The sequence below is a fragment of the Rhizobium sp. BK538 genome (assembly GCF_014197575.1).
GTDB lineage: Bacteria > Pseudomonadota > Alphaproteobacteria > Rhizobiales > Rhizobiaceae > Rhizobium.
In genome coordinates this window covers 306,436-321,934 of the sequence record NZ_JACIFT010000001.1, presented here as the reverse complement: position 1 = coordinate 321,934, position 15,499 = coordinate 306,436, and the positions used below count along the sequence as shown (strand labels likewise).

Below are 15,499 nucleotides of genomic sequence, written 5' to 3'. Positions count from 1 at the left end.
GCAAGCCAATAGCTAGCGTTTGGGCACGGTCACATTCCGTAACGCAAGGTCGATGCATCCGAGTGCAAGCACGATGCCAGCCAGCTCAGTGAGTAGATTGATTGTTTGATGATTTCGATCACGCTGTGCGTATGTGGATCGACGATCAGGCGTTGCTTGTTGATCCTGCGTAACCGTATGCATCATTGCTGGGGATCGTGTGTATTTCAACTGAAGGCGGCAGTTGCGATCCGACAATGATATCAGTCGTAGGCAACGGACGGTACTTCCTGTCCGGTTATGTAGGTTCTTACCTCGCCAGGCACAGTCACAACAGTCTGGGCATAGCGGTGCCGGTAAACGCAAGTGCTGCTGCAGCAGCTATTGTACGAGCTTTCATATCTGCCTCCATAGATGAAAAGGGGAACTCCCTTTCCACATGAAGGTCCCGCACGAACGAGGTCCAATCGACTTACTGAAGTGTGCGGCTTGCGCCATCGTCGGACGGCACTTCAGCGGTCAAGAGAAGCTTGTCGATTCTACGTCCATCAAGGTCGACCACCTCGAACCGCCAGCCGTTCATCACGAAACTCTCGCCGACGTCAGGCAGATGCTTCATCTCTTCCAGTACGAGCCCTGCAACCGTCTGATAATCCCTGTCACTGTCAATCTGGAAGCCCATGAAATCGGCAAACTCATCGATCGGCGTCCAGCCGGATACGAGATAGCTGCCATCGTGGCGGCGTACGATCGCCTTCTCGCCAATCGAGTCCTCCTGGACCGCGCCCAGGATTGCTTCCAGAATGTCGCCGGAGGTGATGACGCCTTCAAAGTGGCCATATTCGTCATAGACCAGCACCATGTGGCAGCGTGAACGACGAATGGCCTGAATGACGTCGAGAGCGCCGGACAGATCAGATACGATCGGCACTTCCTGCACAATAGCGGTGATGTCGACATGGCCGGACGACGCAAGCGCGTCGTAAAAATCCTTGGTCAAAAGCACGCCGATGATTTCGTCGGAGCTATTCTTGCGCACTGGCAGTCGCGCCTGCGCGGTCCGGCGGAGTTGATCCCGAATCTCGTTGAAACCGTCCTCGACATCGATCACCTCCACCTCCCGGCGCGGTGTCATCAAGGCCCTGGCATTTCGGTCGGCCAAACGCATGACACCAGAGATCATCGCAGATTCTTCCATCTCGATGACGCCAGCGCTGTGCGCCTCTGCCAGGACGGTCTTGATTTCTTCATCGGTCACCACGTCACCAGACTTGCCCGATTGACCCAGAAGTCGAAGGATGGTGCGGCCGGAGAAATCCAACAGCCAGACGAGCGGGGCGGCCAGGCGAGACAGAAGCATCATCGCCGGAGCGACTTTGCTTGCAACCGTCTCGGGGGCGCGAAGCGCGATCTGCTTTGGTACCAATTCGCCAACGATCAGCGACAGGTATGTGATGGCAACAACGACCGAGCCGACCCCGAGTGCATCGGCTGCGGCCTGTGACAAGCCGTGCGCGCCCAGCCAACCGGCCAGTCGCGCGCCAAGCGTTGCACCCGAGAATGCACCGGACAGTACGCCAACGAGCGTAATGCCGATCTGTACGGTCGACAGAAACCGCCCGGGCTGCTCAGCGAGCCGGATTGCCATGGCGGCCCCGCGGCTTCCCTGATCGGCCATGACCTTGAGACGAGCCGGCCGTGAGGAAACGACAGCAAGCTCGGACATGGCGAGGACGCCATTCAAGATGGTGAGAATAACAACGATTGAAATTTCGAGAAGCAAAAATAGGAACCCTGTAATTTCGAAACTACGCGAAACATAGGCATTCTCCCACAGAACACCAGCGCCAAGCCGGTCGCAACGACTGTTTCTTTCGCGTCTTTCAAGATCGCAGCGTTGCAGGGGATCGGATCACCGCAACACAGCTAGGAACCATAGCCAGGCACGCTTCGCCTCATCGCCGCCGCGATCTTTGAGCCATCCTTGGCAAGCATCTTTGGGGCCTGCCAAGCCTCCTTCGGCTCAATTGACGCCAAGCAGTTGGCCGTGAGCGCATGTTGATCGCCCGCTTCTCCTCAAGCGCCCAGGCGAGCCGAACGTTTCGCCACTGCTCGCCGGAAAACAAAGGCACTGACCGGAACAAGGATTGCAACACAGGCCATCGCGATCAACAAATGCAAGTGGAGTTGCAGCCGTCCGAGCAAGGCCTCAACTGCCTGCCCGGCGAGGAACCCAATCGCAGTTATCAGGACGCCCCAAATTAGCGCAGCGATCGCGTTGAGTATGACAAACCTCCGCGTCGAAACCTTCGAGACGCCGATGGCAACGGGGCTGATCGTTCGTATGCCGTAGATGAAGCGAAAGGCGAGCATGAAGCCCGTGGGGTGCGCTTCGAGGAGCCGCGTCACTCTCGCAATCGGTTCCGATCCAAGCAGCTTCTGGACGTAGGACCACTTCGTGGCGTAGCGACCGGATAGAAAGAAGAACTGGTCTGCAACAAACGATCCGAGGCATGCGGCCAGCGCGACCTGCCAGTACGGGATGAGTTGCCTATGGGCGAGAACTCCGCCCAGGAACGCGGCCGTTTCACCTTCGGCTGCGGCTCCGAGAAAAACGGCGAGGACGCCGTACTCACCAATCAGTCTCTCCAGCAATGCCTAACCTCCGGCGGTCCAACGATGCGCAATCTGCCCTGAATTGCGTCCTGCGGCAACGTCGGCAGGACCTCCCAGGGCGGTGGGCAGATGGACAAGCGGCAGCGCGTGGTCGCGCTCGATGTCCGCTCCGACGACCTCAAAACGATCGTGCTTGATGGAAAATCTGCCAGGAAATCGATCGCCGCAGGCGTATGGCCAATCGATGTCATTGGCTCCCATGCGCGCCCGGGAGTAAGCAGAACGCACCACATGGCAAGCGAGTTTGATCTGCCACGCCTTTGACGAACACATTCGGCCGCTGGGCAAGCCCGCGCCGTCCTGCCTTGCAAACGGCCGTGCGAGACGATAATCCCGCTGTCCACGACATGTGCGACCAAAATCGCGCGTTTCGACGGTGCGGGGGGCAATCGGATGGACGTACAGAAGATCGGCTTCATAGGAACAGGGGCCATTGCCGACGCCATGGTCAGAGGCCTGCTGACCAAGCCCGCCGCCGTCTCGCAGGTGACGATTTCGCCGCGCAACGCCGAGATCGCGCAACGCCTGGCGGCCGACTTTGCCGAAATCACCGTCGCCGCCGACAACCAGGCGGTCATCGACGCGAGCGACATGGTTGTCTTGGCGGTGCGGCCGCAGATTGCACAGGACGTCCTGAGCGCACTGACGTTCCGAAAGGGACAATCCGTCCTCAGCGTTATCGCGGCGACCGACCGCAAGACGCTTTTCGACTGGATCGGTGCAGATGTTCACCTCGTACAGGCCATTCCGTTGCCCTTCGTCGCCGATCGCGATGGGGTGACTGCCGTCTTCCCGCCGGACCCTCCCGTTGCGGCGCTCTTTTCCGTGCTTGGCACTGCGGTCGAATGCGAGACCAAGGAGGAGTACGACCTTTTGGCCGCCGCTAGCTCGCTGATGTCCACTGTCCTTGGGATCATGGATGTCTCGGCGGCCTGGCTGGAACAGCGCGGCCTCGCCAAAGGCAAGGGGCGCGCCTTTATCGCGCCGCTGTTTGCGAGCCTTTCGCAAACGGCGCTGCGCTCAGACACCGTTCCGCTCGAAGAGCTCAGCGGCGAATTCGCGACAAAGGGCGGCCTGAACGAACAGGTTCTGTCCGACTTTCACAATAGCGGCGGGCGCGATGCCCTGGTCCTGGCGCTTGACCGTGTTCTGGCGAGGATACAAGGCGCCTAGAAGGTCGGAGGCGTACAGGCGCTGATGACCTCGCACGCGACCGGTCCGACGCATCGGAACCGATGCGGTCGGCGGCTTTCGAAATAATAGGCATCGCCCGGCCCAAGGATCCGGCGCTCGTCGTCGACCGTCACTTCAAGTCGGCCGGAGAGGATGATCCCGCCCTCTTCTCCCTCGTGAACGAGGGGAACCTTGCCAGTGTCTGAGCCTGGCTGATAGCACTCCTTCAGGATCTGCAGGCTGCGGCCAAACAGACTTTCTCCGACCTGCCGATAAGAGATTGCCCCCTTGCCGATCTCGACCAGTTCTTCGGCTGCATAGAATGCCTTTCGCGGCCGCTCCGGTTCGAACGCAAAGAACTCCGCCAGGCCGATGGGAATGCCATCAAGGATGCGCTTCAGCGCGCCGACGGAGGGGTTGGAGGAATTCGATTCGATCAAAGATATGGTCGAATTCGTGACACCGGCGCGCTTGGCGAGCTCGCGTTGGGAGAGATTGTGCATCATCCTCAGATGACGGAGACGATTGCCGATATCAATGGACATGGCGTGTTTTACCTGTTGCAAATATCAAACATATTCGTCTCACACACATAAATTTCAAGTGCTTATGCGCGCACAGAAAAGGACTTGTCCATAGCTGTAAATCACTCAACATTCTTCAAACTCAACGGAGAATAGAGTGATGGACCAGGTAAGCATGTCGAACCGACTTTCTCTCGAGAATTTCTGGATGCCGTTTACGGCAAACCGCCAGTTCAAGGCCGCCCCCCGGCTGCTCGCCTCGGCTGAAGGCATGTATTACACCGATGTCGACGGCAACAAGGTGCTGGACGGCACGGCCGGCCTCTGGTGCGTGAATGCCGGCCACGGTCGAAAGCGCATTGCGGACGCCGTTGCCCGCCAGTTGCAGACGATGGACTTCGCTCCGACGTTTCAGATGGGCCATCCCGTCGCCTTCGACTTTGCCGAAAAGCTCGCAAGGGTCGCGCCGGGCGGGCCGGCCGCAAAACTCGATCGTGTGTTCTTCACCGGCTCCGGCTCGGAGTCTGTTGATACCGCGTTGAAAATCGCAATCGCTTATCAGCGCGCGATCGGCCAGGGCACGCGCACCCGCATCATCGGTCGCGAGAAGGGCTATCACGGCGTTGGCTTCGGCGGCATCTCTGTCGGCGGGCTCGTCAACAATCGTCGGGTCTTTCCGCAGATTCCCGCAGACCATATGCGCCATACCCTCGACATCGAGCGCAATGGTTTCTCGAAGGGGCTCCCGCGGCATGGCGTCGAGCTTGCCGACGACCTGGAACGCCTGGTCGCGCTACATGGCGCGGAGACGATCGCCGCGGTCATCGTCGAGCCGATGTCCGGATCGGCAGGCGTCATCCTGCCGCCGGCCGGATATCTGGAGCGCCTGCGCGCCATTGCCGACAAGCATGGCATTCTCCTGATCTTCGACGAGGTCATCACCGGTTTCGGCCGGCTGGGCACGCCATTCGCGACCGATTATTTCGGCGTCGTCCCCGATCTCGTCACCACCGCCAAAGGCCTGACGAACGGCGCCATCCCGATGGGAGCGGTCTTTGCCAGCCGAAAAGTCTACGACGCATTGATGGTCGGGCCGGAAAACCAGATCGAGCTCTTCCACGGCTACACCTACTCCGGTCACCCGGTTGCCTGTGCCGCCGGCATCGCGACTTTGGAAATCTACAAGGAGGAGGGCCTGCTCACCCGAGCCGCCTCTTTGGCAGACACATGGCAGGAGGCTCTTCACTCCCTGAAGGGGCTGCCCCACGTTGCCGACATCCGCAACCTCGGCCTTGTCGGCGCCGTCGAACTTGCGTCACGCGACGGCGCGCCAGGAACACGCGCCTATGACGTCTTCGTGGACTGCTTCAGCAAGGGACTGCTCATTCGCGTCACCGGCGACATTATCGCGCTGTCGCCGCCACTGATCATTGAGACGGGCGAAATTGAAAGGATCGTCGCCATTCTGGCAGATGCCTTGACGCGCGCGCTATAGCAATCACCTGCGAAGCGTTTCTGTTTGGCGACCAACGGCCAAACAGAAACACAACGCGTTCGCTCGACGAAGAATTCTGCCATCGGCCTGCAGGCATCGCGCCAACTATCCTCGGAAAAGGCGCTTCGAACGGTTTGCTTTTTGATCCCGCCGGGATAAGGATCCCCGGTGTGACCAAGGAGTTTTCCACATCGATGTCGAAACCCCGGTTGAGACGGGAGGCAGATCTCCTTCTGCATCGTGGGACCAGAGCTGCCAGCGGCGACTATCCTGTGAGCCGCGCGCGCAGGCCTGCCGCCGTGCAACGTCTGATCGGTGCATTGGGCAACATCATGCTGTCCGACGCCGCTCCATTCATGGAAAAATTCGTTGCTGGGAAGGTGTTCCACCTGCTGCAGGAGCCGGGCGCAATCGCAACGAAGCCAGCCACGCCTGTGCCCTTGGGGCCTCAGTTGCAGTTTGCACTGCGCAATCTGGCCTCGAAGGGTGAGCCCTTCGCCGAGGTCGCGGCTGCCATCAACGATGTTGCCAAGAGCCTCGAATGGGTTGCGAGCAAGACCGGCCCGTTTGCCAGCATCAACATCGAGCATACACATGCGCATGCGGTGGTGGCGGGCATATCGGGCGTGGAGGAACGAGGCGACGTGGCTCTCGGCCTAACGATAATGGCGCCCTACAGCCGCTTCCCAGATCATATACAGTATCGCTCCCGCGTTTTTCTGGCACTATCCGACTGCGAGTTCTCTTGTGACGACAGGGGCTGGCAGCGCGCTTCCATCGGCTCGATTTTCTTCAACGAAGCGGGCCACAACGTCGCGATGCGGTGCACCGCGCGACCTCTTCTGGCGGCTTGGTGTCACGTCGAGAGATAGCTTGAGCGCCTCCCTGATTTGCCTCTTGCGGTTTGCGCGCCAACTTTTGAATTGTAAAGGCCACTCTAGAGAGGACGAAGCTCCTGCGCAGCAGCAACACATATCCCGAGCCAGGCGAGATGGCCGATCGCATTTATGGCGGTGACTGGGAAGCAAGCGCTCTAGGCCCGCCCTCCTCGTGGCCACTCTGCTTGAAGTCGGCCGTCGACATCATGCTGCCCGCCAAAGCTCAGATTGTCATCTTCTGGGGCCAGGATTTCGTCGCCCTTTACAACGATGCCTATGCGCCCACCATCGGGAGCAAGCATCCTCAGGCCCTCGGCCGCCCGGCCCGCGAGAACTGGAGCGAATTGTGGGGCGATCTGGAACCGCTCCTGCGGCGTGTGCTTGACCACGGCGAAACGGTGGCCGCCAAGGACCGTGCATTCTCTATCGAGCGTCACGGCTATCGCGAGACTGTTCACTTCGACATTTCCTACTCACCGATCCGGGACGAGGAGGGCAAGGTCGGCGGCGTCTTCTGCATTGTCAGTGAGACCACCGAACGCGTTAAGTTTGAAACCGAATTGCGAGAGAGCGAGGACCGGTTTCGTGCAATATTCTCGCAGACGGCAGCGGGTATCGGCCAGTCGGATCTCGCCGGGCGTCTCCTCCTGGTCAACAGCCGCTTCTGCGAAATCGTCGGCTACAGGCAAGCCGAGCTTCAGAAGTTGCGTGTGCAGGACATCACATTTCCCAGGGATCTGGACGACTACGTCCGATCATTCAGGACAATGTTGGAAACCGGCCAGAGCTTTGACATTGAGAAGCGCTATGTGCGCAAGGACGGCAGCCTCGTTTGGGTGGCGAATTCCATCTCACCGCTTCGCGACACGAAGGGAGCGATACGGCAAGCTGTCGCCGTTGTCGTCGATATCACCGAACGCAAGCGCGCTCAGGAAGTGGAGCGTCGCCTTGCCGCGATCATTGCCTCGTCCGACGACGCCATTCTCGGGACCGACCTGAACATGAGAATCACGAGCTGGAACTTCGGAGCCGAGAAGCTCTATGGCTATTCGGCCGAGGAAGCGATCGGCCGCTCAGTCATGCTTCTGGTTCCTGATGACAGAATTGAAGAGGAGCCGGCAATCATCCGGCAGGTCAACGCCGGTCTAAGGGTCGCTCCTTATGAGACCAAGCGGCGACGCAAGGACGGCCGGCTGGTCGACGTCCTGCTCAGCGTTTCACCGATCTTCGACGCGTATGGCAGGATCGTCGGGGCTTCGAAAATAGCACACGACATCAGCGCACGAAAGGAGGCCGAACGGCTCCAGAGCGTTCTCGTCGGCGAACTCAATCATCGCGTGAAGAACGTGCTCGCAACGGTGATGGCCATCGCGCGGCAGACGCTCGGGCGCGAGAAAGCAAACCGAGCGGGCGTGGACGCGTTCGAGGCTCGGCTTGCCTTGATGTCGAGGGCGCACGACCTCCTGACGCACGGCAACTGGGAGCAAGCAGAACTAGAGACGGTCGTCAGACAATCACTTTCTCCCTATCAACAGGACAGGTTTTCGATCTCCGGCCCGAGCATTCAACTTGCGCCGCGCGCCGTCGTGTCGATTTCCCTGGCACTGCACGAACTGGCAACAAATGCCCTCAAGTATGGAGCCCTGTCCACACCGGAAGGCCGCGTTTCGATTGAATGGTCGTTCGAGAGGAATGAACATGCCAGGCTGCGACTGCAATGGCGGGAAACGGGAGGACCGACCGTCACTGCGCCCTCGCGCAAAGGCTTCGGCTCACGCCTGATAGAAAGCCTGCTGGCGGCCGAATTGAAAGGGGAAGTAACGATCGCCTACGACCCAGCGGGCGTGGTGTGTGTGGTCGATGCCCCTGTGGGCGGTGGCTGGGATCACGAGCACCCGGTCGGTTCTGCGCAGTGACATCTGCTCGGCGGCTCGTCCTTCCTGCTCACTTTACAAGTAGCGGGGCCTTGCCTTTCACGCGTTCGTAAAGGTCGATGACGTCCTGATTGAACATCCTCACACAGCCAGACGACGCGTTCTTGCCGATTGACTGCCACTCTGGTGAGCCGTGGATGCGATAAAGCGTATCTTCGCCGTCCTGAAAGATATAGAGTGCGCGCGCACCCAGGGGGTTATTGACACCGGGCTGCATGCCCTGCTTCCACTGTTCGAGTTTTGGATTGCGCTTGATCATCGAAGGCGTGGGGGTCCATGTCGGGAACTTTCGCTTCCACTGAATGATCGCGCGTCCCTTCCATGCGCGACCCTGTGCGCCTAGGCTCACGCCGTAGCGAATGGCTCGTCCATCCTTCAGAACAAGGTAGAGGAACTTTTTCTCGGTCTCGACGACGATGGAGCCTGGCGGCTCGTCGGTTGCGTAATCGACTTCCTGGCGCAGATAGTCGGGATCGACGGCCGTATAATTTATAGCCGGCCAACGAAATTCGCCGTCATCCACTTCGGCATAGGCGAGCGCATAATCCGGCTTTTCGGAAGCAGGGATCACTGGCTGGGTTTGGGGCTGTCGCTCTTGTTGGGGCGCGACCACCTCGACGGAGGGGGACTGGGCGACTTCGACAATTCGTTCCGCCGAAAGCTGCGTGCAGGCTGCAAGAAGTGAGATGCCGGCCGCTGCCATCAGCGGCCGGATCATGAATGTGGTAAGCAATTTCAAAGATTCCGATTCGTGGTCTGATCAGGTGAGATATGCCCTACTCGCTCATACCATGGCTGAAATATGGTTGAGACTGCCGGAAGTTTCGAGCAACGTCTCGCGCAGTCACGACTGTTGGAAGAGTGCAACAATGCCTCTGGCTCAGGCGCGGCTTCCCCCGTTCATTTTCACAGGGCCACCTCGCCCCATGCACTGAACCACTCTTCGCCATCAGTCGGCGTAGCTACGCTGTGATCTGGAACCCGGAGGGTATAGCCGCAGGAGATGCCACTTCCACTTCGACAGCAACGACCGACGCGCCGGGCGGTCCTTTCCAGAATTCCTTCAACATCGCTGAGACGGCCGTCTGCGGGCCGGCGATGAGCGCTTTCACGGTTCCATCATCTTCGTTGCGGACCCAGCCCACCAGACCGAGCTGTTCAGCCCGGGCGCGTGTCCAGACGCGAAAACTGACGCCCTGGACCCGACCGGATATCCGCACCAATACTGCCTTCCGATCCTTCCCCATGCTCGTCTCCATTCGCGTGCCTTGTAGGCAATCTGGAACACCGGGACAGAATTCAAGCACGGTCTGTCCCGAAGCATGCGGCAATCGCCAAGCGTCACCCAGACATCGCGCGATTTCAACGCCATATCCTCTCTCGACGCTGGCACAAACCAAACGGCGCGCTATACTCATAATTGCATCAACATGAAGGGATCTCGATCATGCGCAGGCTTATCGCAGTGACGTCAGTCCTAGTCCTCAGTTTCGCCGGTTCAGCCTTTGCGCAAGCGAATATGGGCATGGATAGCAGCGGCCGCTTCGACGGTTCACCGCCGCTCGGGACTTCCCGCGAAGACGAGGCACCGAGCGGTGGATTCGCAATACCGTTCGACACGTTCCAAACCGGCAGTACGACAGGGTCCGGCAATATACAATGGACGCGATGCCCACCACAGCGCCGTGGGGTCCAAGGCAACAACCAAGCTTGCCTTGAGAGGAACTGAAAGCAAACCTTGCAGCCAACCGCGAGCCTGTTTCCAGGTTCGCGGATCTGCCATTTCTGTGCTAGGGGAACCGCGCAACGCGAGGCACGAATAACATGCTCCCCTGGATCCAGCTTGATTGCGCCCCCATTCCTGAAGAAGGCGGTGAATTGCGTCTCAAACGGCGAGGCAGCGAGTTCTCGATCATGCTGGGCTCGAACGAGCTGATGAACAGCCGCCTGAGTGGCTCCGAGGAGGCGCTCGCAACGCTTTCTCATGAAAGGATCAAAGGGCGTGCGCGTCCGCATGTGCTGATCGGTGGTCTCGGGATGGGTTTCACGTTGCGTGCTGCCCTTTCCGTTTTGCCACAAGATGCATCGATTATCGTTGCCGAACTCGTGCCGGCGGTGGTGAAATGGGCACGCGGGCCAATGTCAGACGTGTTTCAGGGTTGCCTTAACGATCCACGCGTCGCCATCCATGAGGGCGACGTTGGCGAACTCGTACGGCGAAGCAAGGCGCAATTCGACGCAATCCTGCTTGACGTCGACAATGGGCCTGATGGTCTGACGCGCCGCTCCAACGATCGCCTCTACGATTTTGCGGGTTTACGCGCTGCACGCGATGCCCTGCGAACGGGCGGCGTTCTTGCCGTCTGGTCATCAGGTCCCGACGCCGGTTTCACCCGGCGGCTTGGCGACTGCGGCTTTACCGTCGATGCCGTCAACACACGCGCCAACGGCAAGCGCGGTGGCGCGCGTCACGTCATATGGCTCGCCGTCAAATAGATCAGCTTGCCTGGACCCGCCTGGCGGCTGCAATCGCGCTTGCTGCACCCGAACGCAATTGCTGCGTGTCGGCCCCGGCGATAACGAAATCGAAACCCATTTTCAACAGTTCGCCCGCCCGCTCGCCATTGCTGCCGAACACGCAGGCAAATTTGCCGTGAGCCCGGCAACGGGCGATCAAGTGCTTGAGAACGGCGTCGACCTGCGCCGTATCGGGTGCCACCTTCGCTCCATCTGACAGTGCGATCGACAAGTCGGATGGCCCGACGAAGATGCCGTCGATGCCGTCGACACGCATGATTTCATCTGCAGCATCAAGGGCCGCGCGCGTCTCGATCATGGCAATTGCCACGGTGTGCTCGTTGGCGGTCGCGAGATATTCGGTTGCCGAAAGCCCCGTATGGTTCATCGCCAGGGTCGGCCCCCAGCTACGCTCGCCAAGGGGTGGGTATTTGGTGGCCGTCGCCAGGGCCCTGGCGTCCGATGCCGAGTTGATCATGGGCGCAATGATGCCGGAGGCTCCCGCATCGAGAAGACGCGAGGCCGATGCGAAATCGCCGACCGGAATGCGAGCGAGCACCGGTTTGCCGGCAAGCCTCCCTTGGCCAATACCAACAGCGGCCGATCCGATATCCCAAACGCCATGCTGCATATCCAACACAACGGCATCAAAGGCCTCTTGCGCCAGATGATTGACGAAAAGCGGATCGGGAATGCCGATCCACGCGGATATCAATCCGCCCTCACCGCTTCGGATCCGCTTTGCGAAGCCGTCGATTGTCGTTGCGCCACTCATGCCATGCTCCTTTCGCGGTTCAGCCAACCGCGCGCTGCTTTTCTTGATGGAAGTCCTCGACGAATGCCTTTTCATGCAGAATGCCGTCCCACTCATCGGCAAAAAACGATGAATCGTAAATCAAGGTATATGGTCCGCTGTAACCTGCCGTCCGGCACGCCTCCAGGCATTTGCGGTAGTCCGCACTGTCTAGCCCCGATCCGTTGAAATCGGCCTTGGCGTGACAGAGTTCCGCACGACGCATGATGTCGGAAAGCCCCGCGTACTTTGCCGGTGCAGCCCAATTGCCAAGATCGCCATTCAGACCGACCTTGCCTTGCAGAGTATCTAGCAGCCAATTCGTCTCCTTCGCAGAAGCCAGCAGATCGAACCAGTTCTCGGTGACAATGCGAACGCTGCTGTTTTCCGCCTGTTTCGCAAGCCAACCAAGATGGCCCGCTGCCCGCTTGAGGTTTTCTGCCGTCGGCGGCTGCTTACCTGCGATCACCCGCATGTTCTTGGCGCCAAGCGCTTGCGCGATCTCAATCCAGCCGGCGATCCACTGGATATCCCGCTCGGCGGTTTCGCGATGGCTTGGATCCCCATCTTCAACGAGCAGCGTCTGGAGCAGGATCCCAGCGTCGTGAAGCGCGGCGCGCATCTCCGCGAGATAGGAGGGTTCAAGGCTTGGCAGGTGGAACGAGCATATCTCAAGCCGTCCGATGCCACGGTCGGCAAGTTGCCCCGGGATATCGGTCAACGCGGACCGCCCTGGCCCATAGGGCTCCTTGCGCGTGGCACGCTTGTCCGGATCGGGGCTGTAGGGATAGACGGCCCCTAACAGCCGATGCAGCGACCATGTCGAAACTGCAAAACGTCCATTCTCCAAATTGCCTTCAGTCATGTTCTCCTCCCAGCAGCAATAGCGACCGTCCTAAATGAGTTATCCGCGGATAACCTCCTCCACCGAGAGCGCTGCGCTGAGAAGTGCCTCGTCCCGTTTGCCCAAGGCAGAAAGCAGCAAGCCTACCGGCATGTCAGCATCTCCCGTCCCGCACGGTATCGATACGCCGCACCAATCGAGGAAGTTGCCAAGCAGCGTGTTGCGCAACGTCTTCCCGTTGGTTGCGAAAAACAAATCGTCGTCGGCTTGAAGCGGCGCGATTGGCGGCGCCACATGGACGACAGATGGAAAAGCGACGAAGCTGTCGCCGACGAGGCGCTCGACATCGCCTATCAACCTTTCGCGCTTATCGAGGATCGCAAGATAGTTCGCCAGCGTTGTCTTCTCGCCAAGCCTTATGCGCATCACGACGCGGTGATCCATGTCGGCGGCTTGCGGCCCCGCCAACCGTTCGCGGTGAAGCGCAAAGGCTTCGGCCGTGACAAGGGCGCCGTACTGGGCCATGAGCGCCAACAATTCATCAAAAGCCGGGATTTTGATCCGGCTGATCGATGCGCCCTCCGCCGCGAGCCAATCGACTGCCGTCTCGAAAGACGCAACAACCCCGGCTTCCGCACCATCGAACACGACGTTGTCAGGGATCACGATATCGAGCCCCTTGAGCGGCCGGGCAGCAATTGCCGGCGCCGCCGCACCGCGCATTCCAGCGTCGATCCAAACCGCATCCTGAACGGTCCTGCAGAGCGGACCCAGCGAATCCAGACTTTTCGCCAGCGGATAGACGCCCGCCATGGGGTAGCGGCCGCGGGTCGCCTTATATCCGACAATGCCGTTGAAGGCGGCAGGGATGCGCACGGAGCCGCCCGTATCCGTCCCCATCGCCACCGGTACGAGGCCGGCTGCCACCGCAACGCCAGCGCCGGAAGACGAACCGCCCGGAACGCGTGGAACATCGCTGCTGCGCGGATTGTGGGGCGTATCGTAGTGCGGATTGAGGCCGAGCCCGGAGAACGCGAACTCGCTCATATTGGTACAGCCGATCGAGACCATGCCCGCCTGCTTCAGCGTTGCCACGACTGGCGCGTCTGCCTGCGCAGCCGGAGCGCTTGCCAGAACCGTCGATCCGGCGGTCGTTGTGCGACCCTTGATATCAAAGAGGTCCTTCCAGGCGATTGGAATGCCGTCCAGCATGCCACGCGAGCGGCCCTCTTTCATTCGCTTCGATGAGGCTTTCGCCTCTTCCGTCGCGCGATCCTTCAGGATTGTCGTGAAGACCGCCCGATCGGCATGTGCTTCGATGCCATCGATGACGGCTTCCGTCACTTCGATGGGATCGACAGCTGTCGTTTGGATGAGACTGGAAAGCTGCGCGACGGACATGGCGCCAAATGTTTTCGTCATAGGGGTATCCACAATCTGACTGACCTGCCGAACTAAGCCGAATTTGTTCGGCGAGCCAAGCCCTTAAAGTCAAATCAAACCGATTGGTTCGATTTTATGAACACTGCGTTTGTGTATCCGGTCTTCCATTGGGGACCAAGAAAACACACATGGTTTTTGCGTACTGTTTGCCGGCGAAAGGACGATCATATTCCGGTGTACGCATCCGTGTAGGAGTTAACAAAATGACAAACGGCGAGAGTTGGAACACGGCGCGCGGCGACGTGGTGCACCACCACGCAACAGATGACGAGTTGGACGGCATGGGCGAACGCGAATACGTTGAGCATGTGAATGCGCACAAACCTTCAATATCAGAACGCTTCATCGTTCTTGCAGCCTTTGCGCTTCTGGGCATTGCAGGGCTGACGGTCCATTTGACGGCACCCATGGCATCGGGCCTCGACACGGCAACGGTGGGATCGATCTCGGAATCGTTGCCCGCGGTCGATTACTGCCGTGAACACAGCCCGTACCCAGACAGATCCTGCTGAGGATCTGTCGCGCTGCGGGCATGGACAACCCTTCCCTGCGATATAGTTATGCGCAAGAGGAGGATCGTCGATGCCCGATGAGATTGACTATAATCTGGGCCGCTTTGTTGACGCGCAGAATGGGGACTATGAGCGGGCGCTTTCGGAGTTGAGAGCCGGACATAAGCGCTCCCACTGGATGTGGTTCATCTTTCCTCAGATCGCCGGCCTCGGCTCATCATTCATGGCAGAGAAATACGCCATCCGATCAGCGGAAGAGGCCGCTGCCTATCTTGCAGATCCCGTTCTCGGCGGCAGGCTACTGCGCTGCGTCGAAGCCGTCCTTGCTATCGAGGGCAAATCCGCGCACGAAATCTTTGGCTCTCCTGATGATTTCAAGCTGCGCTCTTCCATGACGCTGTTTGCGGCGATCAGCGAACATGGATCGCCTTTTCACAAGGTGATTGACCGGCTCTATCGGGGAGAGTTCGACGATCGCACCATCCAGTTATTGGACGCGAGCAACTAAAATGCGCTCGAATGCTCCAGCGCGTCGATCTCAGCAGATAATTCATTGATCCGCTCTCGCAGCTCTTGATCGGTGCCGTCATCGATCTCTTCGTCGCCGAAGCAACCGCGCGCCTCATAGAGCTCGAGCTTTGCCTCGAGTTCGGCTCGTTTTGCATACAGACGGTGAAGGTAGATGTAATCCATGCCTTTACTTCCCACATCGTCCGAAACGAGTGTAAAGG

General features: G+C 59.4%; 17 protein-coding genes and 1 pseudogene. 8 read left to right on the top strand and 10 right to left on the bottom strand.

Annotation, left to right across the window (positions count from 1 at the left end):
• Window positions 1–104: 104 nt before the first annotated feature.
• The 3 genes and pseudogenes from FHX09_RS29560 to FHX09_RS01595 all read right to left on the bottom strand — a co-directional run.
• A pseudogene (locus FHX09_RS29560) lies at window positions 105–379 on the bottom strand (DUF1236 domain-containing protein); the annotation flags it as partial.
• Between the two features lie 72 nt (window positions 380–451).
• Entirely contained in the window at window positions 452–1,762 is a 1,311-nt protein-coding gene (locus tag FHX09_RS01600) for a hemolysin family protein (protein WP_132587953.1), read from the bottom strand.
• Between the two features lie 293 nt (window positions 1,763–2,055).
• Entirely contained in the window at window positions 2,056–2,634 is a 579-nt protein-coding gene (locus tag FHX09_RS01595; RefSeq protein ID WP_184449159.1) for a VTT domain-containing protein, read from the bottom strand.
• Window positions 2,635–2,724: 90 nt separating this feature from the next.
• Between FHX09_RS01595 and FHX09_RS01590 the strand changes: the two genes are divergently transcribed.
• Both FHX09_RS01590 and FHX09_RS01585 read left to right on the top strand, forming a co-directional pair.
• Window positions 2,725–2,919: a hypothetical protein gene (locus FHX09_RS01590; RefSeq protein ID WP_165933021.1), complete on the top strand. Its 195-nt coding sequence runs from the start codon at window positions 2,725–2,727 to the stop codon at window positions 2,917–2,919.
• Between the two features lie 129 nt (window positions 2,920–3,048).
• Window positions 3,049–3,828, top strand: coding sequence for a pyrroline-5-carboxylate reductase (locus FHX09_RS01585; RefSeq protein ID WP_184449157.1), 780 nt, complete (start codon window positions 3,049–3,051; stop codon window positions 3,826–3,828).
• Here FHX09_RS01585 and FHX09_RS01580 read toward each other — a convergent pair.
• A complete protein-coding gene (locus tag FHX09_RS01580) occupies window positions 3,825–4,373 on the bottom strand; it encodes a cupin domain-containing protein (protein WP_007795916.1) in 549 nt (182 codons plus the stop codon). The genes FHX09_RS01585 and FHX09_RS01580 overlap by 4 nt on opposite strands.
• 139 nt (window positions 4,374–4,512) lie before the next feature.
• On the opposite strand from FHX09_RS01580, the gene FHX09_RS01575 reads away from it, so the two are divergent.
• The 3 genes from FHX09_RS01575 (at window position 4,513) to FHX09_RS01565 (ending at window position 8,641) form a co-directional block, all read left to right on the top strand.
• Window positions 4,513–5,847 carry an aspartate aminotransferase family protein gene (locus FHX09_RS01575; protein WP_184449155.1) on the top strand — a complete coding sequence of 445 codons (1,335 nt, stop codon included), beginning with the start codon at window positions 4,513–4,515 and terminating at the stop codon, window positions 5,845–5,847.
• 194 nt (window positions 5,848–6,041) lie between these two features.
• Window positions 6,042–6,719, top strand: a complete 678-nt coding sequence (locus tag FHX09_RS01570; RefSeq protein ID WP_132587957.1) for a dimethylsulfonioproprionate lyase family protein — start codon at window positions 6,042–6,044, stop codon at window positions 6,717–6,719.
• A 119-nt stretch (window positions 6,720–6,838) separates the two neighbouring features.
• Window positions 6,839–8,641 (top strand): PAS domain S-box protein, encoded by a 1,803-nt coding sequence (locus tag FHX09_RS01565; protein WP_132587958.1) that lies wholly within the window; start codon window positions 6,839–6,841, stop codon window positions 8,639–8,641.
• A gap of 28 nt (window positions 8,642–8,669) precedes the next feature.
• Here FHX09_RS01565 and FHX09_RS01560 read toward each other — a convergent pair whose 3' ends face one another.
• Both FHX09_RS01560 and FHX09_RS01555 read right to left on the bottom strand, forming a co-directional pair.
• Window positions 8,670–9,392, bottom strand: a complete 723-nt coding sequence (locus tag FHX09_RS01560) for a L,D-transpeptidase (protein WP_246699365.1) — start codon at window positions 9,390–9,392, stop codon at window positions 8,670–8,672.
• A 229-nt stretch (window positions 9,393–9,621) separates the two neighbouring features.
• Complete coding sequence (locus FHX09_RS01555; protein ID WP_183718765.1) at window positions 9,622–9,906, bottom strand: acylphosphatase; 285 nt, start codon at window positions 9,904–9,906, stop codon at window positions 9,622–9,624.
• A 577-nt stretch (window positions 9,907–10,483) separates the two neighbouring features.
• Between FHX09_RS01555 and FHX09_RS01550 the strand changes: the two genes are divergently transcribed.
• A complete protein-coding gene (locus FHX09_RS01550) occupies window positions 10,484–11,155 on the top strand; it encodes a hypothetical protein (protein ID WP_132587960.1) in 672 nt (223 codons plus the stop codon).
• A gap of 1 nt (window position 11,156) precedes the next feature.
• Here the strand turns inward: FHX09_RS01550 and FHX09_RS01545 are convergent, their stop codons facing one another.
• From FHX09_RS01545 to FHX09_RS01535, 3 genes are read right to left on the bottom strand one after another with little or no spacing between them, the layout of a single operon-like run.
• Window positions 11,157–11,951, bottom strand: coding sequence for an aldolase/citrate lyase family protein (locus tag FHX09_RS01545; RefSeq protein ID WP_132587961.1), 795 nt, complete (start codon window positions 11,949–11,951; stop codon window positions 11,157–11,159).
• A 19-nt stretch (window positions 11,952–11,970) separates the two neighbouring features.
• Complete coding sequence (locus FHX09_RS01540; RefSeq protein WP_132587962.1) at window positions 11,971–12,834, bottom strand: TIM barrel protein; 864 nt, start codon at window positions 12,832–12,834, stop codon at window positions 11,971–11,973.
• A gap of 39 nt (window positions 12,835–12,873) precedes the next feature.
• Complete coding sequence (locus FHX09_RS01535; RefSeq protein WP_184449153.1) at window positions 12,874–14,235, bottom strand: amidase; 1,362 nt, start codon at window positions 14,233–14,235, stop codon at window positions 12,874–12,876.
• 224 nt (window positions 14,236–14,459) lie between these two features.
• Between FHX09_RS01535 and FHX09_RS01530 the strand changes: the two genes are divergently transcribed.
• Together FHX09_RS01530 and FHX09_RS01525 are read left to right on the top strand one after the other, a co-directional pair.
• Window positions 14,460–14,768, top strand: coding sequence for a hypothetical protein (locus FHX09_RS01530; protein WP_132587964.1), 309 nt, complete (start codon window positions 14,460–14,462; stop codon window positions 14,766–14,768).
• Between the two features lie 70 nt (window positions 14,769–14,838).
• Window positions 14,839–15,276, top strand: coding sequence for a DUF1810 domain-containing protein (locus tag FHX09_RS01525; protein ID WP_132587965.1), 438 nt, complete (start codon window positions 14,839–14,841; stop codon window positions 15,274–15,276).
• On the opposite strand, the gene FHX09_RS01520 is transcribed toward FHX09_RS01525, so the two are convergent.
• Window positions 15,273–15,461, bottom strand: coding sequence for a hypothetical protein (locus tag FHX09_RS01520; protein ID WP_132587966.1), 189 nt, complete (start codon window positions 15,459–15,461; stop codon window positions 15,273–15,275). The genes FHX09_RS01525 and FHX09_RS01520 overlap by 4 nt on opposite strands.
• Window positions 15,462–15,499 lie beyond the last annotated feature (38 nt).

What these genes read in the sequence shown, in the direction of transcription:
- FHX09_RS01550 (WP_132587960.1), top strand. Translation starts at nt 10,484, where the DNA reads ATGCTCCCCTGGATCCAGCTTGATTGCGCCCCCATTCCTGAAGAAGGC.
- FHX09_RS01520 (WP_132587966.1), bottom strand. Translation starts at nt 15,461, where the DNA reads ATGGATTACATCTACCTTCACCGTCTGTATGCAAAACGAGCCGAACTC.
- FHX09_RS01570 (WP_132587957.1), top strand. Translation starts at nt 6,042, where the DNA reads ATGTCGAAACCCCGGTTGAGACGGGAGGCAGATCTCCTTCTGCATCGT.
- FHX09_RS01530 (WP_132587964.1), top strand. Translation starts at nt 14,460, where the DNA reads ATGACAAACGGCGAGAGTTGGAACACGGCGCGCGGCGACGTGGTGCAC.
- FHX09_RS01540 (WP_132587962.1), bottom strand. Translation starts at nt 12,834, where the DNA reads ATGACTGAAGGCAATTTGGAGAATGGACGTTTTGCAGTTTCGACATGG.
- FHX09_RS01565 (WP_132587958.1), top strand. Translation starts at nt 6,839, where the DNA reads ATGGCCGATCGCATTTATGGCGGTGACTGGGAAGCAAGCGCTCTAGGC.
- FHX09_RS01585 (WP_184449157.1), top strand. Translation starts at nt 3,049, where the DNA reads ATGGACGTACAGAAGATCGGCTTCATAGGAACAGGGGCCATTGCCGAC.
- FHX09_RS01575 (WP_184449155.1), top strand. Translation starts at nt 4,513, where the DNA reads ATGGACCAGGTAAGCATGTCGAACCGACTTTCTCTCGAGAATTTCTGG.
- FHX09_RS01545 (WP_132587961.1), bottom strand. Translation starts at nt 11,951, where the DNA reads ATGAGTGGCGCAACGACAATCGACGGCTTCGCAAAGCGGATCCGAAGC.
- FHX09_RS01590 (WP_165933021.1), top strand. Translation starts at nt 2,725, where the DNA reads ATGGACAAGCGGCAGCGCGTGGTCGCGCTCGATGTCCGCTCCGACGAC.
- FHX09_RS01580 (WP_007795916.1), bottom strand. Translation starts at nt 4,373, where the DNA reads ATGTCCATTGATATCGGCAATCGTCTCCGTCATCTGAGGATGATGCAC.
- FHX09_RS01525 (WP_132587965.1), top strand. Translation starts at nt 14,839, where the DNA reads ATGCCCGATGAGATTGACTATAATCTGGGCCGCTTTGTTGACGCGCAG.
- FHX09_RS01555 (WP_183718765.1), bottom strand. Translation starts at nt 9,906, where the DNA reads ATGGGGAAGGATCGGAAGGCAGTATTGGTGCGGATATCCGGTCGGGTC.
- FHX09_RS01535 (WP_184449153.1), bottom strand. Translation starts at nt 14,235, where the DNA reads ATGACGAAAACATTTGGCGCCATGTCCGTCGCGCAGCTTTCCAGTCTC.